Origin of the sequence: Lentzea cavernae, assembly GCF_014653695.1 — a bacterium.
Classification (GTDB): domain Bacteria; phylum Actinomycetota; class Actinomycetes; order Mycobacteriales; family Pseudonocardiaceae; genus Lentzea; species Lentzea cavernae.
This window is the reverse complement of record NZ_BNAR01000013.1, coordinates 45,052-61,805: the sequence shown is the minus strand read 5'-3', so window position 1 is coordinate 61,805 and position 16,754 is coordinate 45,052. Positions and strand designations below refer to the sequence as shown.

Below are 16,754 nucleotides of genomic sequence, written 5' to 3'. Positions count from 1 at the left end.
ACCATAGGCTCAGCGCAACGACACCGCGAGTCTTTCCAGTTCGCGCACGTCGGCGTCCATCCCGTCGTCCTCCGGGATCGCGAGGGCGATCGGCAGCCGCATCGTCACCGCGCCCGACCTACGGGTCTGCAGCCCGGCCCGCAGCCGTTCGGACAACGGCAGCTCCTCGGGCGTCTCGGCGACGTACGGGCTGATCCGCACCAGCCCGTCGCGGCACTCGATCACCCGCCGGTAGTAGCGCCGGTGCACGCCCCGCAACGAGAACGCGTCACGGCGGGACGGCACCCGGTGCAGGGCGTCCTCGGGGAACGACTGGTGCAGCAACGTCCACAGTGGAGCAAGCCGGTGGTACGCGCGCAGGTGCCGCAGCCACAACCCCGTCGCCGCGAACCGCATGGCGGCGATCGGGTAGATCACGCCGACGACGCACAGCAGCACGCCGGGCAGCAGGAACCACACCGCGGTGGTCAGCAACCAGCGGGGGAGCGGCTCGCCGAAGTAGCGGGAGACGTTGGAGGACACGAAGATGGCGTCGGCGGGCACCAGCAGCGCCAGGCCCGTCGAGGTGATCAGCAGGCCCCGGCGCAACCGGGGCTCGGCGCCGCGGGCGTAGCGGCGGGCCCACACGAACATCGTCGCGAAGCCGTAGAGCAGGTACCCGTTGCCCAGCGCGTAGAAGACCGTGATCGCGAGGACCCCGGTCGGGCCGCCGCCGAGCGAGTTCGGCACCCGCGCCGCCGCCACCCTCAGCTCGTCAGGGATCGCGAGCACCGCCCACGTCATGACGCTGATGCACAGCAGCAGAGGCGCGAGCTGGAGCAACGCCTGCCGCTTCGCACGGGCGTCGTCGAGGGCGGAGAAGATGAAGAAGCAGATCAGCCCGTAAACACCGACCTGCAGCATCGAGTGCTGGATCAGTTGGCAGACCATCGGGTCGAGCCCGAGCAACCACCGCCCGCCCGACGCCGCCCGCCCGAACGGGTAGCCGACCGCCCAGCCCGCCACCAGGGCCGTCACCGAGCGCAGGCGCGGGTCGCGAGGCCGGCGCACCAGCAGGTACAGCACGACCGCCAGCGCCGAGAACGCGACGATGCCCTGGGTCTCCTTGAGGTACTCCACCTACAACCACCCCAGACGGTCCGCGAGTGACGACGACATGCGGCGCGCGGGACCCTCGGAGGCCCGTGGAGCGACCTTGTCCAGCACCGACGCCCACTCGAGGATGATCGTCGCCACCGTCTCGGCCTCGCGCTCGTGCTCCGAGTCGTAGGACGTGCGCCGCAGCGCCCGCCGCACCGCGTCCGGTTCCAGGTCGGGGTACAGGCCCGTGAGCAGGCCGTCGTCCTGCTCGTCACTGGTGTGACCGGCCAGCAGGTGGCCGAGTTCGTGCAGGATGATGTGGTTCTGGTGCGCCTTCGACGTCTCCTGCTGGTACAGGATGTAGTCGGCCTTCGCGGTGGCGATCCACACGCCGTACGGGCCGGGCACCGGGATCGGGTGCGCGATCAGCCGGATCGGTCTTCCTCGCTGGTCACCGACGCGGCGGCAGAGCTCCTCGACGTCGAGCGGCGGCTGGATGTCCAGCTCGTTCAGCAGGCGGCGGCACCGCTTGCGCAAATCTCGTTCGGCCACGAGTCATCCTTCGCCGCGCTCGGCCTGTTCCTGTCGGTAGACCACGTCGAGCAGTTCCATGACCAGGCGGCGGCGGTCCGGCGACAGCTCCCCCGCGCGCATCGCCATGAGCTGCGCGTCGCTGCCCGCGGCGATCTCGTGCAGGCGCGACTGCTCGTCCTGCAACGATTTCAGCTGCTCGTCGACGCGGTCGGTGACCTCGTCGTCGAAGAAGTAGCTCACGGGCACACCGAAGAAGCCTGCCAGGGCCTGCAGGTGCTTGAACGTCGGGTTGTCCTTCTTGCCCTTGCGCAGCTGCCAGATGTAGCTCTGGGAGATGGTGACGCCGGTTCCGGCGATCGACGCGGCGACCTGTTCGTTGCTGAACTCCTGGCCGGAACGAGCCGTGTACCTGGCGAAGAGGTGGTTGAGCCTGTCAGCCAGGGAACGTTCCCCCGCCATTGCCGTCCCCCCGTCGCGCGCGGTGAGCGTCTCCACTCGTGGAAAGGGCTAACCGGGTGACCGGATTTTCACCAGTTGAAAGCCCTCCACTGGCCAACATAGACTCCGCCCGTGCCTGTCTCAACTTCGCGGAGGACATCCGGACATGGCGCTTGCTGAACGGCAGGACTCGTTCCACCAGTCGGTGATCGACGTCGTCTACAAGACCATGGACCGGCTCGCGCGGGCGGAATCGCCCCACGAGGTCTTCGACCTGCGCGAACAGCTTCGCGACGCCCTGCCGTGGTGGCGGGGTCTGCTGCGGATGCACGAGCCGGACGAGCGGCACCGGTGCAAGTCGTGCCGCGCCTGGTACGGGCGGCACCGCGCGTGGCCCTGTCCGGTGTGGCGGGACGCGGTGCAGGCGCTGCACCAGCTCAACGACATGTACGGGTTCCTCGGGGCGCCGCGCGCGGTGGACCCTGGCCCGGGGGAGCGGGTGGTCGTGAGTGGTTCCGGCCGCCTCAACGACCAGAACCACTCACGGTCCACCTAACCGATCTTGAAGCTCTGCGCCGCCGAACCGTTGCAGGTCGCCTGGACGAGCTGCACGCCGTCGGCCGACCCGGACGACGCGCTCAGGCACTTGTTCGAGTGCCGCGCCGTCAGCGTCGAGTAGCCGTCGGAGCCGGTCGTGACGCGCCACTGCTGGTTCGTGCCGCCACCGAAGTCCCACAGGTGGATGCCGGCGTTGTCGGCGCTGGACACGTTGCTCACGTCGAGCACCTTGGCCGGGTCGTTGCGGTACTCGACGCGGGAGTAGCCGTCGGTCGTCGCCACCACGCGGAAGTTCTGGGCCGTGGTGCCGTTGCAGGCGTACTGCTGGATGACGGTGCCGTTGCTGACACCGGCCGCGGCGGCGTCGACGCACTTGCCGTTGCCGCGGTTGACGACCGTCTTCCACTCGCCCTGCGGCGGCGGGGTGCCGCCACCGCCCAGCCACAGGAGGCTGTCGATGAGGAAGTTGTTCTGGGTCTGGCTCGCGAACGTGGACGACAGCGGCTTGTTCGCCTGGTAGTCCATGGCGTTGTGGCCGAAGTTCGCGTAGATCATCTTGTAATTCTTGTTCGTCCACATGATCGGGTAGTAGCCGCTGCGCCACTGCTGGTTCGGGTCGGTGCCGAGCGGGAAGCTCGACGGGTCGACGCTCGCCAGGATCTGGACGTTCGAGTTCTGGCGCAGGTCGCGGTCCCAGCTGTACCACTCGCTGACCGCCGACGTGAACCTCTCCGGCAGGCGCAGCGTCGAGGGGTGGGTGCGGGTCTCGGTCTTGAGCACCGCGGTGGTCGGGCCCCACGTGTTGCTGACGAAGTTGCCCTTGGCCAGGAACGTGTTGTGGTACCAGGACCACTCACCGGCGTTCTGGGTGAACGCGCTGACGTGGAAGCCGAAGAAACCGCCGCCCGCCTCGATGTAGCGCTGGAACCCCGACCGCGCCGCGGCACCGGTCGGGGCGTCGTCGAGGAAGACCACGACCTGCGCCTGCGCGGGGGTCAGGGTGCTGAGCCGGTTCCAGTCCTTGGTCGACTCGTAGGTGAAGCCGTTCTCCTGGCCCGCGCGGGTGAGCCACGGGTTCGCCTCGTTGACGAACGCGATGTGGGCCGCGTCGAAGGTGCCGTTGTAGAACGCCAGGACCTTGAACGGAGCCGCCTGTGCCGAGCCGGCGGCCGAGACGGAGACCGGGACGAGCGTGGCGGCGAGCATTGCCAGTAGCGCCAACAGTTTTCGAGCCATCGGGTACACACCTTCGTCTAGCAGGGGTTGCGCGCCCGAAGATCATCGTAGGGAAGGTCTAGACCTGTTGGGGACCGGTACGTTCACAGAATTCTTTTGCGCCACAACACGAACCCGCCCAGCACGACGAGTCCTCCCAGTGCCGCGACCACGGCGGCCATGCCGAACCTCGTCGCGTCCGAAGGAGGTTGTTCGGCGCTCGACGCAACAGGAACCGGGCGCGGAACGCTCGACTTCGGCGCCGACGGCTTGGTGGACGACGGGGCGGACCGGCTCGCCGGGGTCTGCGGTGCGGCCTTCACGGGTGGTGCGGCCGGCGCCTGCTGGGCGGCCGGCGTCGTGGGTTTCACCGCTGCCGCGATCTCGACGTCGGTGCACGAGTAGTAGGTGTCGGGCGTGTCCGTGTTCTGCCAGACCGTGTAGACCAGGTGCCGTCCCGTCCGGTCCTGCGGCAACTGCACCTGGAACTCGTAGGAGCCGTTGACGAGCGGGGGAGAGGGCACGTTCAGGAACTGGTCCAGGTCCGCCCACCGCAGCGGCCGGTCCGGCGAGAAGCCGTCGCGCGTCACGTAGAACCGGAACGAGCCCTGGTGCGGGATCGTCGCCCGGTAGGTGAAGGCCGTGCTCTTCAGCTTGGTCACCGGCCACGCGGCCGACGACTGGTCGAGTCCCGCGTACTTCGCGAGCCCCGCGCTGCACAGTTTGCCGTCCGGAACCTTCGCCTCGTCCTGCCCGCGCACGTTCGGGAGCCGGATGTTGTCCCACTCCTTGGACGGCAACCCCGCCGCGATGGCGCTGCGGCAGGGCGAGGATGATGCTGTGGGTTGACCTGGCGAGCACAGGAAAGCCCTGCTCGGCGGGTCGGTGGGCGCGCCATGGCCGTGCGCGGGAACCGCGGAGAGCATCATGAGCAGCGTCAGCACGCCCAACAGGCGAAACACGGGCACCGCCCCCTTCCTTCTAGGGGTACGCGTGCCAGACCCGAGTCGTTCACGGAAGATGTACTGACATGTCCTTCGCTGATGAGGTGTCCGCCGCCGCAGCCCGGCTCGGCGGAGTCGCACGCACCACGCCGCTCGAGGTGAACCAGCGCCTGTCCGAGCGGACCGGCGCCCGCGTGTGGTTCAAGCGCGAGGACCTCCAGGTCGGCCGCTCCTACAAGCTGCGCGGCGCGTTCAACCTGCTCTGCCAGACCGAGTTCGCCTTCGGTGGCGCCGTCTGCGCCTCGGCCGGCAACCACGGCCAGGGCGTCGCCTACGCCTGCCGCCGCCTCGGCATCGAGGGCCGCGTGCACGTGCCGCGGACCACACCGCGCCAGAAGCGCGACCGCATCGCCGCCCTCGGGCAGGGGATGGTGCAGCTCATCGTGGACGGCGACACGTACGACGACGCGGCGGCTTTGGCCAAGGAGTACGCGGACGCGACGGGGGCGACTCTCGTTCCGGCCTTCGACGATCCTCGTACGGTGGCCGGGCAGGGCACTGTGGGGCTGGAGATCGTGCAGCAGCTGGGTGGCGCCCCCGACGTGGTCGTGGTGCCCGTGGGTGGTGGCGGGCTGCTCTCCGGTGTCGGGACCTGGTTCCGGGAGCGGTTTCCGCGCACTCGGATCATCGGTGTGGAGCCGGCCGGGGCGGCGAGCATGATCGCGGCGTTGCAGGCCGGTGGTCCGGTCACGTTGCCCGAGGTGGACTCGTTCGTCGACGGTGCCGCTGTTCGTCGGGCGGGGGAGGTCACGTTTCCGTTGGTGCGTGACTCCGGGGCTGAGCTGCTGACCGTGGCTGAGGGTGCGGTGTGCACGGAGATGTTGGAGCTGTACCAGATCGACGGGATCATCGCGGAGCCCGCGGGCGCCCTGGCGTCGGCGGCGCTGCTGGAGGAGATTTCCGTCGCGCCCGACTCGACCGTGGTCTGCCTGTTGTCCGGTGGGAACAACGACGTGTCGCGGTATGCGGAGATCGTCGAGCGGTCGATGATCCACCGCGGTCTGAAGCACTGGTTCCTGGTGGAGTTCCCGCAGGAGCCCGGTGCGTTGCGGCGGTTCCTGGACGACGTGCTGGGCAAGGACGACGACATCGTGCGGTTCGAGTACGTCAAGCGGGACAACCGGGAGACCGGGGCCGCGCTGGTGTGCATCGAGCTGGGGCGGCGTGAGGACTACGACCTGCTGTGGGGGCGGATGAAGGAGTCCCCGCTGCGGATCCAGCCGGTGGAGCCGGGGTCGACGGCGTACCGGTTCCTGATCTAGGCCGTGTCGAGGGTGTGCAGCACCACGCCGGTCGCGATGTCGATGATCTCCACCAGGTGAGGTGAGCGCTGCACCGCCACCCAGGGCAGTTGGTGGTGGCGGTTCACGGTGCCCGCGGACTCGGCGACCGTGCGCACGCCGTTCGCCGTCCTCACCCGGACGACGTCGCCCTCCCGGGTCAGCAACGCGGGCAGGTCCCCGAGCTCGGTCAGGCCCATCACCTCCTCGTCACGAGTCACGGGGATGACCACGTCGTCCCGCTCGTGCCGCCACGCCGTCCACCCGGCGTCGCGCCGGCCGGCGGTCCAATTCGGCCCGAACAGCACCTTGCCCGCGCCGTCGAGCCTGGTGTGGAAGGGAAAGCTGTCGGGCTCGTGGACCTTCGAGGTCGACGGCCTCAACAGCGCCCTGCTGGGCCACCAGCGCAGGGTCCACCACTCACCGCCGCGGCGGAAGTAGACGCCGAAGTCCCAGGCCTCGTCCATGTCGAAGTAGAGCGGTGACAGGTCGTGCGCGGCCTCGTCGGCGACGCTGAAGTCGATCGGGACGTGCAGCTTGGCCAGGTCGGTGTCCGCCTCGCCGGTGACGTGCACCAGCAGTTCGCCCCCGAACTCGATCAGCGTGACCAGCGTGTTCTGGTGGTGGTCGCCGACGTGGGTGGCGGCGAGGACCGGGCCTGGCAGCCGGAACCGGGCGGTCGGCAGGCCCAGCCGCCACAGCAGCACCTCGTCGGGTCCGTCACCGCGGGCGAGCAGGAACGGGCTGGGGCTCGGGAAGACGGGGAACCTGATCGGCGTGCCCCGCACGCCGGCCTTCAGCAGCTGCCGGCACTCCTCCTCCGGAGGTGGCTGGAACACGAAGCGCGCCGCGCCGACCGTCACGTGCACCCCGTCCGCGCCCTCGACGACGGTCGCGATGCGGTCTTCCGGCTGCCGGGCGCCCTTGAGGAAGGTGAGGCCGGGGGAGGGGTCCTCCCGGGAGATCAGCCACCCGTGGTCGGGCAGGTACCCGGAATGGCCGGTGACGGAGATCGTGTGCACGTTGTCGCCCGACCGCTCCAGCGCCACGAGCACGGCCAGGCGCATCAGGTCCACGCGCGCGGACGAGTCCGGCAGGTCGTCGAGGAACACCGGGAGGTTCGGGTAGCGCGGTGCCGGGACCACCGCGGCGATCTCGTCCACCACCGCGTGGAACGCCGGTCCCAGGTGGACGCCGGACAGCGCGTGCATCTTCATGGTCGTCCCCCCAGACGGTCGCTGAGGTCGATCTTCTCAGAGCAGGGGCGTGCCGGGCACCCCGTTCGCGGAATGCCCGGCACCTGGCCGGGTACTACGGCCTCGGGGGAGGACAAACCTTCCACGCGAAGTGGTAGGTCGTCTCGATGGAGCCGTCGGTCGAGTCCATCGTGATGAAGCTCGTCAGCTTCTTGTCGGACGTGCCCGCCATGACGCGCAGCTCGGTGTTGATGTTGAAGTTCCGCTTCTCGCCGCAGGGGTGGTAGACGATGGCGGCCACGTCGGTCGTGTCCGTTGCCTGCCAGTCGTCGCTGAACGGGCCCTTGTAGTTGTGCTGCTTGTACTCCGTCTGGGACATGCCCTGGAAGTAGTAGTTCGCCTTCTCCAGGGCGGTGGCGCCGCGTTCGAGGTGGGCGAAGCCCCGGTAGTCGGTGGAGGAGATGCCGTAGGTGAAGCCGGACGGCACGTTGACGCGCAGGTTCAGCTGGCAGTTCTTGCGGAAGTCGGTGGGCAGGGCCTGGGGGCCCACCTGCGCCATGAACTCGCTGTAGGTGACGGTGAACGCCTTGTTGTCCGGGCTGACGGCCACGGCGGCCGTTCCCGCCCGGCAGCCGGAGCCGTTGATCGTCACGACGTCGATGGTGATGTGGTCCGGGGGCGGGGTGTCGCCGGGGGCGCCGCCGGGAGGGAAGACGATCGTCGACATCGCGAGCGCGGCCGCGGCCAGTGTGTTCAGCATGGGGCACCTTTCCGTCGGGGGTGTTCAACGAAATGAACGGGCGGCGGTGATCGGTGCCTTCGTCAGCAGCGCTTCCAGGAGAACTGGTACTTCGTGCTCACGCTGCTGTCGGTGGAATCCATCGTCATGAAGCTGTTGGCCTTCGACGCGGTTCCCGCGTTCACGCGGAGTTCGGTGTTGATGTTCAGGTGACGGACTTCTCCGCAGGGGGCGTAGATGATTTCCGCGACCTGGGCGCGGTCGGTGGCCTGCCAGTTGTCGCTCTTCGGGCCGGTGAACGTGTGGGTGCGGCTCGCGCCCTGGGACATGCCCTGGAAGTAGTAGTTCCCCTTTTCCGTGCCGGTGGCGCCCTGCTGCAGGTTGGCGAATCCGCGGTAGTCCGCCTGGGCGATGCCGAACGTGAAGCCCTGCGGGTAGCTCACTCTGATGTTGAGCTGGCAGTTCTTCCGGAAGTCGGTGGGGGCCGAGCCCTGGCCGGCCTGGGCGAGGTACTGGCTGTACGTGACGGTGAACGCCGTGCGGTCGTCCCCGGCCGCGACCGCGGCGGTGCCGGCGGGGCAGCCGGAACCGTTCACGGTGACGACGTCGATCGTCACGAAATCAGGAACATCGGATGCTGCGTTCGCGGCGGGCGCGGTGAAGACCGCGGACAGCGCGAGGGCAGCAGCCGCCACCGTTTTCAGCATGGTCAGCCTTTCCATCATGACTGCGGTAGCGGCGGCGGATTTCAGACGATATCGGAAACTCTGCGTGGCGACCGGCCTCCGATTGGGTGACTGAATTCGTGGGGGGTATCAAGAGGAATGCACGACCAATTGCGCGACCGAAATCTTCGGACGCGCGCGAACCATGCTCACCCGCGGTGAGCGGAATTGACCTGACGATTGTCTGACGATCGGAGTCGCGGGCGCGGGAAGAAGCGCGGGGCGCCGGGCGTTGGCACCGGTGACACAGTCCAACCCCGACGAGGAGTGCGCCTGATGGCTCCCGACCAGCTGACCGTCTACTCGACCTCGTGGTGCGGCTACTGCCGGATCCTGAAGAGCTCGCTCGACCGCGAAGGCATCGAGTACGTCGAGATCAACATCGAGGAGACGCCGGGTGCGGCCGACTTCGTGATGAGCGTGAACGGCGGCAACCGCACGGTGCCGACCGTCCACTTCCCGAACGGCTCCGCGCTCACGAACCCGTCGCTGGCGCAGGTGAAGGAACAGCTCGCGGCCTAGGGCGGCGAGACTCGCGGGACACGGCTCAGAGCAGCGCGGTGGTCGACTGGCCGTCGAGCGCCTCGCGGATGACGTCCGCGTGGCCCGCGTGCTGCGCGGTCTCCCGCAGCAGGTGCAACACGATCCGCCGGACCGACATCGGCCGCGGGTCGGGATCCCACGGGGCGCTGGGCAGCGGGACGAGCTTGCCGAGCGAGGCGGCGCGCACGGCCTCGTCGGTCGCGCGCGCCGCCTCGTCGTAGCCGGTGAGCAGCGCCTCGAAGTCGTTCCCCGTCCAGGTGTACTGGCTCACGTCCAGCATTCCGGGCGGGGGCAGGGGCTGCTCGGTGATGATGTGGGTCCAGCCGAGCTCACCCCGGACGAGGTGGTTGAGCAACCCGCCCAGGGTGAGCTCGCTGACCGTGGTGCGCTTCACCGCGTCTGCCGCGGTGAGACCCCGCGTCGTGATGCGGAAGGTCCTGCGCTGGTCGTTCAGTTCGTGCAGCAGTTCTTCGAGCTCTTCGGCCATGAGGTGAAGCTATGACCGAACTAGGACAGCAGAAGTCCTAGCAGTACAGGTTTCCACCCTGCGTCACGCCGATGACTCCGGTGATCCGCTGGTAGTTCGAGACGCGGCTCTGGACCTGCGCCGGGTTGCGGCCGTCGCACTCCAGGGAACCGTTGATGCTGCGGATCGTCTGGCCGAATCCGGCGCCGTTGACGATCGCGTCGTGCCCGGTCATCGAGCCGGGGCCGCGCTGCGTCATCCAGTACCAGATCGCCGTCCGCCACGCGGTCGTGGAGTTCTGCGCCACCTGGTACGGGTTCTGCAGCAGGTTCAGGCCGAGGTAGTCGCCCGCGGCCTTGTAGTTGAAGTTCCACGACAGCTGGATCGGACCGCGGCCGTAGTAGGCGTAGGTGCCGGCCGGGCAGCCGTAGGGCTGGCCCTCATCGCAGAGGTCGTTGTTCTTGTTGATCTCTTCGATGTAGACGAAGTTGCCCGTCTCGTGCGCGGTGTTCGCGAGGAACGCCGCGACTTCCTGCTTCTTCACCGTGTCGCTGCCGGACGTGCCGAACGCGGGGATGGTGCGTGCCGCGTCGACGAAGCCCTGGTAGGTGTAGAAGCTGTTGCGACCGGAGAACAAGCTGTTGAACTGGGATTCGCTGATGGGGAAGCCGGTACCGGGTTCTCCGCCACCGCCGCAGTTGTGCGGCTCCCAGAACCACGTCGAGATCGTCGGGTCGTAACCGGGGTTGTCGTGCTCGGCGATGTAGTAGGAACCGTTGTACTTCACGATGTTGCCCGTGTAGTACTGCCGGCCCGCTGCCCAGTCGGTCGCGCCGGCGCAGGTGCCGCCGCCGCCACCTCCACCGCCGTCACAGCCGGTCGGTTCCCAGTACCAGGTGGACACCGTCGGGCTGTAGCCCGGGTTGTCGTGCTCGGCGACGTAGTACGCGCCCTCGAATCTCACGATCGAACCGGTGGTGTACCACTGACCCTGGACCCAGTCCGTGAAGGTGCAGGCCTGCGCGGACACTTCTGCCTTTGATGAAGCGGTCGGTGCGATGACGGCCAGCGAAGCCGCCATCACACCCGCCGCGAGAGACGCCAAGATGCGTTTTTTCAGCAAGGTCACCCACTCCTGGAGTCTGTTGCATCCGAGGAATCAAGGATGTGAACATGCTGAGGTTGGCATCAGTGGTCCAGACCAGTCAAGGGTCTAGACCTGTTCTGTCGGGTCAGCAGTACAGGTTCGAACCCTGAGCCACCTTGATGATCCCGGTGAACTGCTGGTACTTCGAGACGCGGCTCTGCACGGTGCCGGGGTTGCGCCCGTCGCACTCGAGGGATCCGTTGATGCTGCGGATCGTCTGGCCGAAGCCGCGCGAGTTGACCATCGCGTTGTGCGGGGTCATGGTGCCGGGGCCGCTCTGCGTCATCCAGTACCAGATCGCGGTCTTCCACGACGTCGTGGCGTTCGTGGCCACCTGGTCCGGGTTGCTCAGCAGGTTGATGCCCAGGTAGTCGCCCGCCGCCTTGTAGTTGAAGTTCCACGACAGCTGGATCGGGCCGCGGCCGTAGTACGCCCTGGTGCCCGCAGGGCAGCCGTAGGACTGGCTTTCGTCGCAGTAGTCACCGCTCTGGTTGATCTCGCGGATGTGCACCAGGCCGCCGGTCTCGTGCGAGACGTTCGCGAGGAACGCCGCCAGCTCCTGCTTCTTCACCGTGTCACTGCCCTGGTTCGCGAACGAACCGAACGAGTTCATCGCGTTCTTCAGGCCGCTGTAGGTGTAGAAGCCGTTGCGGGACGGGAACATCTGGTTGAACTGCGCCTCGCTGACGATGAACGGCGCCGCCGTCGCCGGCTGAACGAGCGTGAAGACGCCGATCAGCGCGACGATCAGGGCGGCGGCGCGAGTTCCGGACATGGGGACCAACTCCTCCGAGCATCTGCGCGCCCACACTGTGTTACCGCTCTCACGGTGGCAGGCAGGGCACTCCGAGCACAAGAGGTGGTCTATACCTTTTAGATACGTGAACCGGTTCGTCAGGCGCCGGAGCCGTAGGGGCGGGTGATGATCTCGAGGTTGTGGCCGTCGGGATCGCTCCAGTAGACGCCGCGCCCGCCGTCGTTGCGGTTGATCTCACCGGGCCGGCTGTGGAACGGGTCGGCCCAGTGCTCGAGCCGGTGCTCCCTGATGCGGCCGTAGATCTGGTCGAACTCGTCCTCCGTCACGAGGAAGGCGTAGTGCTGCTCGGCGATCGGGTCGGTCGTGGTCACGTAGTCGAGCGAGACGCCGTTCGCGACCTCGACGACGAGGAACGGGCCGAAGCGCACCGGGTCCGGCAGGCCGAGCAGGTCGGTGAGGTGACGGGCGGAGCGCTCCTGGTCGGAAGAATGAACGATGGTGTGGTTGAGCTGTACGGGCATGACACCTGCTTACCGCAGGCGCCATGCCCTCGCACCGCCTTTAGCCCCTGATCGAGAACACCGGCCACCTACCGGTGTGGTTCGTCTTGCGGGTCTCGTGGTCGATCGTGTTCGCCACCAGGTCGCTCGGCCGGTTCTCCACGAAGTTCGCGTAGAACGTCGTGTCGGCGCCGGCCGAGTACGGCACGGTCAGGTCGTGCTTCGCCGTCACCGGCCCGCCCGCCGTCCACGACTTCACCAGCAGCCGCCTGCGATCCGCGCTGGCGTAGGAGAAGTCCACGCCGGTGCCGGTCGCGACGAGGTCCTTGAACAACGACGTGGAGCCGTCGGCCGTCGTCGAGGTCCAGGTGCCCCCGTCGAACCGCGAGAGCACGATCCTGGCGCTGGTGCTGGTGTGCACGCCGTACCCCAGCACGAGCGAGCCGTCGTTCAGCACGACGGTGACGGGGTTCTCCTCCGGCAGGGCCTTGCCCGCGGGCAGGTCGCCCGGATTCGTCGTGACGACACGGGTCTTGTCGGTGTCGGAGGAGTCGATCACCGTGCCCAGGGACGTGCCGCCGACCGTGAAGAGGGTGCCGGACGCCGTGTCGAGGTAGGCGGCGTAGATGTTCTTGCCGCCGCCGTTGTGGCCCTTGGGGCCGCCGTGCAGCGACCAGGTCAGGTAGACGCGGCCGTTGCGGTGCGTCACGCCGAACGCGTAGACCTCGGCATACCTGTCGGCCGTCCTGCCGGAGTCGATGATCGTGCGCGGCGCCGACCACGTCCTCCCGCCGTCCGTCGACTTGATGACCTTGAACGTGCGGTACGGGTACGACAGATCCGTGTTGTGGCTGTAGAACAGGTGGATCGTGTTGCCCGTGACGACCGGCTCGGGGTAGGTGTTCTTGTCCGTGCTGATCGTCCGCGCGGTCCACGTGCCGGTGATGGAACGCGGCGTGGGCGCGGTGTAGAGCTGCATCGACACCGTGTGCGTGGCGCGGAAGACCGCGAGCCTGCCGTCGCCGAGCTGTGTGAGCACCGGGTAGTCGTGATAGGCGTTGTCGTGCGTCAGGTCGAGCGTGGCGACCTTGACCGCCGCCGACCACATGTTCGCGGAGTGGTCGAACGCCTTGACGTAGATGTCGTGCCTGGTTCCCGAGTACGTCACGAACGTCCTGTTGACCGTCGCGTCGTACACGCCCGCCCCGTTGGTGCGCAGGCAGCCGTACACGCTCGCCGTGGTGACCGTGTCGAGGGTGGGCGCGGCCTGCGCCGGTTGACAAAATGCGACAAGAATCAGCAACACCGCTGCAAGAACGCGCATCGCCGACCTCCGATGGGTGTCGGGGCGGCGACGAACGGACAATACTGCCTTTCATGCGGACACTGGTTGTAGTCGGACTGTTACTAGGGTTAACAGTCCCTGCGCAAGCGGCTCAGGCGGACGAGGAGCCCTCGTCCCTGGTGAACCCCTTCGTGGGTACGCAGAACTTCGGCAACACCTTCCCCGGCGCCTCGGTGCCGTTCGGGATGGTGCAGGTCAGCCCTGACACGGGCGGGCAGGGCGGGTACGACTACAAGGCCACCTCGATCTACGGCTTCTCGCAGACCCACCTCTCGGGTGTGGGCTGTGGCGTCATGGGCGAGCTGCCGGTCATGCCGACGGTCGGGTCCGTCGACAACGTTGACATCAACGGCTACAAGTCCGACTTCAGCCATTCGGACGAAGCCGCGCAGCCCGGCTACTACCGCGTCGGGCTTCCCCGCTACGGGGTGAACGCCGAGCTCACGGCCACGCAGCGGACCGGCTGGCAGCGCTACACGTTCCCCTCGACGGGCGCGGCGAACGTCCTGTTCAACACCGGCAAGTCCAACCAGACGGTGCTGGACTCCGAGATCCACGTCGTCGGTGACCGGACGATCGAGGGCCGGGTGCGCAACGGCCGGTTCTGCGCGGGCAAGGACGAGCACACCGTGTACTTCACGGCCTCGTTCGACCGGCCCTTCGCCTCCTTCGGCGCGTGGCGGGGGAACGCTCCCACGCCGGGTGCGCGAGATGCCGCCGGCACGGGCGGGAACGGCGCCTGGGTCACGTTCGACGCGTCCGCGGACCGCGACGTGGTGCTGAAGCTCGGCCTGTCGTACACGGGGATCGAGGGCGCGCGGAAGAACCTCGCGGCGGAGGCTCCTTCCTACGACTTCGACGGTGTCGTGGCGGGCGCCAAGGACGTCTGGAAGAAGCAGCTGGACGCCGCTCGGGTGTCCGGTGGGCCGCGGGACCGGCAGGTCGCGTTCTACACCGCGCTCTACCACTCGGTGCTGCACCCGAACCTCGCCGGTGACGTCGACGGCAAGTACATGGGCTTCGACGGGAAGGTGCGCACGGCGTCGGGTTACACGCCGTACCAGAACTTCTCTTTGTGGGACACGTACAGACCACAGAACCAGCTCCTGCAGATCCTGGAGCCCAGGGTCGCCCGGGACGTCGCACTGTCCGTCGTGGCCAGTGGGCGTGACGGAGGATGGTTGCCGCGCTGGGCACTCGCGTCCTCCGAGACCAACATCATGACCGGCGACCCGGTCACGCCGTTCCTCGTCGAGGCCTGGTCCAAGGGACTGCTGAAGGGTTTCGAGGAGGAGACCTACCAGCTCCTGCGCACCAACGCCACGTCGCTGCCTCCCGCCGACTCGCCCTACAACGGCCGGTCCGGTGTGCAGTTCTACAACGACCGCGGGTACATCCCGTCCGGCCTGGAACTCGGCAAGGACTGCGCGCACAAGGGCGGCGACAACGACTGCGTGCACCCGGCCTCCGCGACCCTGGAGTACTCGGCCGCCGACGCGTCGCTCGCGTTGATGGCCAAGGGCCTGGGCAAGAAGGCGGACGCGCGCCTGTTCGCCGACCGCGGCCAGTGGTACCGCAACCTCTGGGACGCCTCGATCGGCCAGTTCCGGCCCCGCACCGCCGCCGGCACGTGGCTGACGCCGTACAACCCGGTCGACGCCTCGCACCAGTTCCACGAGGGCGGCGCCTACCAGTACCAGTGGCTCGTGCCGCAGGACCCGGCCGGGCTGGTGTCGCTGATGGGCGGCAGGCGTGAGACGGAGAAGCGGCTCGACTCGTTCTTCGTCTACGACAAGCTGCTGGCCGACCCCGCCGGCACCGCGAAGCGAGACTGGATCACCGAGCCGTACGACTACTACGGCAAGCCGACCTACAACCCGAACAACGAACCCGACCTGCTCGCGCCGTACATGTACCTGTGGGCGGGCACGCCGTCGAAGACCGCGACAGTCGTGCGGGCGGCCATGACGTTGTTCACCACCGGTCCGGACGGCATGACCGGCAACGACGACCTGGGCACGATGTCGGCCTGGTACGTCTTCTCGTCGCTGGGCATCTACCCGACCTTCAACGGCGCCGACTTCCTGGCGCTGTCCTCGCCGCAGTTCGAGTCCGCGACCGTCCGCATCGGGCAGTACGGCTCGCAGGGCGGGACGCTGACGGTGTCGGCGCGCGGTGTGTCGGACACCAACCGGTACATCAAGAACGTGTCGTTCGGCGGGCGTGACGTCCGCAAGACGTGGCTGTCGTGGTCTTCGCTGCAGCGCGGCGGGAAGCTCACCCACGAGGTGTCCTCGAAGCCGTCGTCGTGGGGCACCGGCCGGGGTGACGAGCCGCCGTCGCTGAACAACGGCAACGAGGACTCGCGCCGGGCGTTGTCGGCGTCGTTGCGGAACTCCGAGATCGTCGTGCCGACCTCGGACTCCGCGCAGTCGCTGACGGTGCAGCTCGACGTGCTGGCGCAGTCCCCGGCCGCGACGCCGGTGCGTCCCGTCGTCACCGCCCCCGCGGGCTGGAAGGTGAGCGGTGCCAAGCCGTTCACGATCGTGTCGCGGCATCTGCCCACGCAGAAGACGGTGCCGTTGACGCTGTCGGTGCCCGCCGGGACGGCCGCGGGGTCGTACGAGATCGCTGTGCAGGTCGGGGAGGTGGCCCTCAAGGCCGTCATCGAGGTCAAACCGGCCGCGTTGTGCGCGTTCTCGACCTGTTCGGTGGACGTGACACCGGAGCTCAACCACGACGGCACGGCGACGGTCGCCGACTCCGCCGCCGGCAACTTCGACGGCGGCGGCTGGAGCTACGACGCGGCCCTGTTGCCCGCCAAGGGACCCGTGACGTGGGGCGGCATCACCTACCAGGCACCGGACCCCACCGGCACGGCGCCGAACTTCGTGGAGGCGCGCGGGCAGGGGCTCCTGCTGCCCACCGGTCAGCACTCGTGGCTGCACGTCGTGGGCTCGTCGCACAACGGACCCGTGTCGGCCTCCTTCACCGTCTGGTACACCGACGGCACCTCGGCCGAGGTGGCCGCCACGGTGCCGGACTGGGCGGGCGGCGGCTCCGCCGTGCTGGAGATGCCGCACCGCATCAAGGCCGGTCAGGGCGTTGACGGGCCGCCTGTGCGGTTGTTCGGTCAGTCGCTGAGGCTGGACGCGTCGAAGACGGTTCGTTCGGTGACCCTGCCGAACGACCCGCGGGTCGAGCTGTACGCGCTGACGCTGGCCTGA

Annotated in this window: 17 protein-coding genes; 4 read left to right on the top strand and 13 right to left on the bottom strand. The window is 68.1% G+C overall.

Annotated elements, in window-relative coordinates; all coding sequences use genetic code 11:
- Positions 1 to 9: 9 nt before the first annotated feature.
- Genes IE307_RS33495 through IE307_RS33485 form a run of 3 tightly spaced genes read right to left on the bottom strand, consistent with a single transcriptional unit; the run spans position 10 to position 2,073 of the window.
- On the bottom strand, positions 10 to 1,119 hold the full coding sequence (locus tag IE307_RS33495; RefSeq protein WP_191303423.1) for an MAB_1171c family putative transporter: 1,110 nt from the start codon (positions 1,117 to 1,119) through the stop codon (positions 10 to 12).
- Positions 1,120 to 1,632 (bottom strand): ImmA/IrrE family metallo-endopeptidase, encoded by a 513-nt coding sequence (locus IE307_RS33490; RefSeq protein WP_191303422.1) that lies wholly within the window; start codon positions 1,630 to 1,632, stop codon positions 1,120 to 1,122.
- 3 nt (positions 1,633 to 1,635) lie between these two features.
- Complete coding sequence (locus tag IE307_RS33485; RefSeq protein WP_191303421.1) at positions 1,636 to 2,073, bottom strand: helix-turn-helix domain-containing protein; 438 nt, start codon at positions 2,071 to 2,073, stop codon at positions 1,636 to 1,638.
- A gap of 145 nt (positions 2,074 to 2,218) precedes the next feature.
- Here IE307_RS33485 and IE307_RS33480 point away from each other — a divergent pair, with 145 nt between their 5' ends.
- A complete protein-coding gene (locus tag IE307_RS33480; protein WP_191303420.1) occupies positions 2,219 to 2,608 on the top strand; it encodes a hypothetical protein in 390 nt (129 codons plus the stop codon).
- Here IE307_RS33480 and IE307_RS33475 read toward each other — a convergent pair.
- Together IE307_RS33475 and IE307_RS33470 are read right to left on the bottom strand one after the other, a co-directional pair.
- Positions 2,605 to 3,846 (bottom strand): ThuA domain-containing protein, encoded by a 1,242-nt coding sequence (locus tag IE307_RS33475; protein WP_191303419.1) that lies wholly within the window; start codon positions 3,844 to 3,846, stop codon positions 2,605 to 2,607. The two genes, IE307_RS33480 and IE307_RS33475, sit on opposite strands and share 4 nt — an antisense overlap.
- Positions 3,847 to 3,929: 83 nt before the next feature.
- Positions 3,930 to 4,793 carry a lytic polysaccharide monooxygenase auxiliary activity family 9 protein gene (locus IE307_RS33470; protein WP_191303418.1) on the bottom strand — a complete coding sequence of 288 codons (864 nt, stop codon included), beginning with the start codon at positions 4,791 to 4,793 and terminating at the stop codon, positions 3,930 to 3,932.
- Positions 4,794 to 4,855: 62 nt separating this feature from the next.
- Here IE307_RS33470 and ilvA point away from each other — a divergent pair, with 62 nt between their 5' ends.
- Positions 4,856 to 6,091, top strand: a complete 1,236-nt coding sequence (ilvA, locus tag IE307_RS33465; protein WP_191303417.1) for a threonine ammonia-lyase IlvA — start codon at positions 4,856 to 4,858, stop codon at positions 6,089 to 6,091.
- Here the strand turns inward: ilvA and IE307_RS33460 are convergent.
- The 3 genes from IE307_RS33460 to IE307_RS33450 all read right to left on the bottom strand — a co-directional run bounded on the left by IE307_RS33460 (position 6,088) and on the right by IE307_RS33450 (position 8,751).
- Positions 6,088 to 7,326, bottom strand: coding sequence for a hypothetical protein (locus tag IE307_RS33460; RefSeq protein WP_191303416.1), 1,239 nt, complete (start codon positions 7,324 to 7,326; stop codon positions 6,088 to 6,090). The two genes, ilvA and IE307_RS33460, sit on opposite strands and share 4 nt — an antisense overlap.
- A gap of 94 nt (positions 7,327 to 7,420) precedes the next feature.
- The gene (locus IE307_RS33455) at positions 7,421 to 8,065 is read right to left on the bottom strand and encodes a DUF4360 domain-containing protein (RefSeq protein WP_191303415.1); all 645 of its coding nucleotides are present in this window, start codon (positions 8,063 to 8,065) and stop codon (positions 7,421 to 7,423) included.
- Between the two features lie 62 nt (positions 8,066 to 8,127).
- Positions 8,128 to 8,751 (bottom strand): DUF4360 domain-containing protein, encoded by a 624-nt coding sequence (locus tag IE307_RS33450; RefSeq protein WP_191303583.1) that lies wholly within the window; start codon positions 8,749 to 8,751, stop codon positions 8,128 to 8,130.
- A gap of 294 nt (positions 8,752 to 9,045) precedes the next feature.
- Here IE307_RS33450 and IE307_RS33445 point away from each other — a divergent pair, with 294 nt between their 5' ends.
- Positions 9,046 to 9,291: a mycoredoxin gene (locus IE307_RS33445; RefSeq protein WP_030472806.1), complete on the top strand. Its 246-nt coding sequence runs from the start codon at positions 9,046 to 9,048 to the stop codon at positions 9,289 to 9,291.
- Between the two features lie 25 nt (positions 9,292 to 9,316).
- Here IE307_RS33445 and IE307_RS33440 read toward each other — a convergent pair whose 3' ends face one another.
- The 5 genes from IE307_RS33440 to IE307_RS33420 form a co-directional block, all read right to left on the bottom strand.
- The gene (locus tag IE307_RS33440; protein WP_191303414.1) at positions 9,317 to 9,799 is read right to left on the bottom strand and encodes a DinB family protein; all 483 of its coding nucleotides are present in this window, start codon (positions 9,797 to 9,799) and stop codon (positions 9,317 to 9,319) included.
- Between the two features lie 37 nt (positions 9,800 to 9,836).
- The gene (locus IE307_RS33435; RefSeq protein WP_373306063.1) at positions 9,837 to 10,883 is read right to left on the bottom strand and encodes a glycoside hydrolase family 19 protein; all 1,047 of its coding nucleotides are present in this window, start codon (positions 10,881 to 10,883) and stop codon (positions 9,837 to 9,839) included.
- A 127-nt stretch (positions 10,884 to 11,010) separates the two neighbouring features.
- Entirely contained in the window at positions 11,011 to 11,700 is a 690-nt protein-coding gene (locus IE307_RS33430; protein ID WP_191303413.1) for a chitinase, read from the bottom strand.
- 119 nt (positions 11,701 to 11,819) lie between these two features.
- On the bottom strand, positions 11,820 to 12,203 hold the full coding sequence (locus IE307_RS33425) for a VOC family protein (RefSeq protein WP_191303412.1): 384 nt from the start codon (positions 12,201 to 12,203) through the stop codon (positions 11,820 to 11,822).
- A 40-nt stretch (positions 12,204 to 12,243) separates the two neighbouring features.
- Complete coding sequence (locus IE307_RS33420) at positions 12,244 to 13,506, bottom strand: BNR-4 repeat-containing protein (protein ID WP_191303411.1); 1,263 nt, start codon at positions 13,504 to 13,506, stop codon at positions 12,244 to 12,246.
- On the opposite strand from IE307_RS33420, the gene IE307_RS33415 reads away from it, so the two are divergent.
- Positions 13,467 to 16,754, top strand: coding sequence for a GH92 family glycosyl hydrolase (locus tag IE307_RS33415; RefSeq protein WP_308436421.1), 3,288 nt, complete (start codon positions 13,467 to 13,469; stop codon positions 16,752 to 16,754). The two genes, IE307_RS33420 and IE307_RS33415, sit on opposite strands and share 40 nt — an antisense overlap.

What these genes read in the sequence shown, in the direction of transcription:
- IE307_RS33440 (WP_191303414.1), bottom strand. Translation starts at nt 9,799, where the DNA reads ATGGCCGAAGAGCTCGAAGAACTGCTGCACGAACTGAACGACCAGCGC.
- IE307_RS33415 (WP_308436421.1), top strand. Translation starts at nt 13,467, where the DNA reads ATGCGACAAGAATCAGCAACACCGCTGCAAGAACGCGCATCGCCGACC.
- IE307_RS33450 (WP_191303583.1), bottom strand. Translation starts at nt 8,751, where the DNA reads ATGCTGAAAACGGTGGCGGCTGCTGCCCTCGCGCTGTCCGCGGTCTTC.
- IE307_RS33425 (WP_191303412.1), bottom strand. Translation starts at nt 12,203, where the DNA reads ATGCCCGTACAGCTCAACCACACCATCGTTCATTCTTCCGACCAGGAG.
- IE307_RS33475 (WP_191303419.1), bottom strand. Translation starts at nt 3,846, where the DNA reads ATGGCTCGAAAACTGTTGGCGCTACTGGCAATGCTCGCCGCCACGCTC.
- IE307_RS33430 (WP_191303413.1), bottom strand. Translation starts at nt 11,700, where the DNA reads ATGTCCGGAACTCGCGCCGCCGCCCTGATCGTCGCGCTGATCGGCGTC.
- IE307_RS33445 (WP_030472806.1), top strand. Translation starts at nt 9,046, where the DNA reads ATGGCTCCCGACCAGCTGACCGTCTACTCGACCTCGTGGTGCGGCTAC.
- IE307_RS33460 (WP_191303416.1), bottom strand. Translation starts at nt 7,326, where the DNA reads ATGAAGATGCACGCGCTGTCCGGCGTCCACCTGGGACCGGCGTTCCAC.
- IE307_RS33420 (WP_191303411.1), bottom strand. Translation starts at nt 13,506, where the DNA reads ATGCGCGTTCTTGCAGCGGTGTTGCTGATTCTTGTCGCATTTTGTCAA.
- IE307_RS33480 (WP_191303420.1), top strand. Translation starts at nt 2,219, where the DNA reads ATGGCGCTTGCTGAACGGCAGGACTCGTTCCACCAGTCGGTGATCGAC.
- IE307_RS33455 (WP_191303415.1), bottom strand. Translation starts at nt 8,065, where the DNA reads ATGCTGAACACACTGGCCGCGGCCGCGCTCGCGATGTCGACGATCGTC.
- ilvA (WP_191303417.1), top strand. Translation starts at nt 4,856, where the DNA reads ATGTCCTTCGCTGATGAGGTGTCCGCCGCCGCAGCCCGGCTCGGCGGA.
- IE307_RS33485 (WP_191303421.1), bottom strand. Translation starts at nt 2,073, where the DNA reads ATGGCGGGGGAACGTTCCCTGGCTGACAGGCTCAACCACCTCTTCGCC.